Annotated in this window: 1 protein-coding gene and 2 pseudogenes; all 3 read right to left on the bottom strand. The window is 63.7% G+C overall.

Translation table 11 applies throughout. From position 1 onward, the window contains the following. Positions 1–550 (bottom strand): annotated as a pseudogene (locus RT424_RS24430) (F0F1 ATP synthase subunit beta); the annotation flags it as partial. Between the two features lie 24 nt (positions 551–574). Beyond that, on the bottom strand, positions 575–1,456 hold the full coding sequence (locus RT424_RS24425) for a F0F1 ATP synthase subunit gamma (protein WP_313443497.1): 882 nt from the start codon (positions 1,454–1,456) through the stop codon (positions 575–577). A gap of 127 nt (positions 1,457–1,583) precedes the next feature. Next, positions 1,584–1,917 (bottom strand): annotated as a pseudogene (locus RT424_RS24420) (F0F1 ATP synthase subunit alpha); the annotation flags it as partial.

Here is a 1,917-nt window from a genome sequence, read left to right as displayed (position 1 = left end):
CCGAGGTGCCGCCATGGCCCTTGGCGATGTTGTTGATCAGTTCCTGGATGAGAACCGTCTTGCCCACGCCGGCGCCGCCGAACAGGCCGATCTTGCCGCCCTTGGCGTAAGGGGCGAGAAGGTCGATGACCTTGATGCCGGTGACCAGGATCGAGGCTTCGGTCGACTGGTCGATGAAAGCCGGAGCTTCGGCGTGGATCGGGGCGAACATATCCGAACCGACGGGACCACGCTCGTCGATCGGGTCGCCGACGACGTTCATGATGCGGCCGAGGGTCTTCGGGCCGACGGGGACCGAAATCTGCTTGCCGGTGTTGGCGACGGGCTGACCACGGGTCAGGCCATCGGTGCCGTCCATGGCAATGGTGCGGACGGTGTTCTCGCCAAGGTGCTGCGCGACTTCGAGAACCAGCTTCTGGCCGTTGTTCTCGGTCTCGAGGGCGGTGAGGATCGCCGGCAGTTCACCTTCGAAGGTGACGTCGACGACGGCGCCGATGATCTGGCTGATCTTGCCAGTGGCGGTCAGGTTTAGCACGGGTGCGGTGGCCATTTTGGTTTCCTTGCCTGCGGTTACTTACAGCGCTTCCGCGCCAGCAATGATTTCAACGAGTTCAGTCGTAATCGCGGCCTGGCGGCTGCGGTTGTACTGGATGGTCAGCTTCTTGATCAAGTCGCCCGCGTTGCGCGTCGCGTTGTCCATCGCGGTCATCGACGCACCCTGTTCGGAGGCGGCGTTTTCCAGGAGGGCGCCGAAGAGCTGCGTGCGCAGGTAGCGCGGCAGCAGCGCGGCGAGGATCTCTTCCTCTTCCGGCTCGTATTCGGTCACCGCATCGGCACCGGCCGTAGCGGCAACGGCCTTCGGCGCGGGAACGGGGATGATCTGCTGGTCGGTCGGTTCCTGCACCAGGGCCGAACGGAACTTCGAGTAGAACAGGTGCGCCACGTCGAACTTGCCGGCCTCGTAAAGGGCGACCAGTTCGTTGGCGACGCGTTCCGCTTCGTTGAAGCCGGGATCACGCACGTCCGTGGTGTCGAACATGTGTGCGATCTGCTTCGGGAACTCGCGGCGCAGCGGCGCGCGGCCCTTGCGACCGACCAGGTAGAACAGGACGGTCTTGCCCTGCGCTTCCAGTTCCTTCGCCTTGAGGCGCGCAGCCTTGACGATGTTGGAGTTGAATGCGCCGCACAGACCCTTGTCCGAGTTCGCGACGACGAGCAGGTGCACCTTGTCGCTACCCGTGCCGGCCAGCAGCTTGGGGCTGTTTTCGCTGACCGTGATCTTGCCCGCGAGCGAGCCCATCACTTCGGCGAGGCGGGCGGCGTAGGGACGCGCGGACTCCGCGGCGGCCTGCGCCTTGCGCAGCTTGGCCGCGGCGACCATCTGCTTGGCCTTGGTGATCTTCTGGGTCGACTTGACCGAGTTGATGCGGCCCTTGAGTTCCTTGAGCGAAGCCACTCGTTGTTCCTCGTTTCGTCTTCCCGGACCTGATCCGGGATCGGTGGCGGTCTTTAGGCGAGGCCTTTTGGCAAGGCTGCTTCAAGACCGCCTGCGATCCCGGCTTTTGCCGGGATGACGGTTTCTCTTAAGCGAACTGCTTGGCGAAAGCGTCGAGCGCGGCCTTGGTCTTGCTCTTGGCTTCGTCGCCGAAGTCCTTGGTCGTGCGGATCAGCGCGAGGACGTCGGCGTGCTTTTCGTGCATGAAGCTGAGCATTTCGGCTTCGTACTCGGTGACCTTCGCGACCGGCAGGTTGTCGAGGTAGCCGTTGGTGCCGGCGAAGATCGACACGGTCTGCTCTTCGAACTTCAGCGGCGAGAACTGCTTCTGCTTGAGCAGCTCGGTCAGGCGCGCACCGCGGTTGAGGAGCTTCTGGGTCGAGGCGTCGAGGTCCGAACCGAACTGGGCGAAGGCCGCCATT

The organism is Novosphingobium sp. (genome assembly GCF_032093395.1).
Classification (GTDB): Bacteria; Pseudomonadota; Alphaproteobacteria; order Sphingomonadales; family Sphingomonadaceae; genus Novosphingobium.
This window is presented reverse-complemented; position numbering and strand designations above follow the sequence as displayed.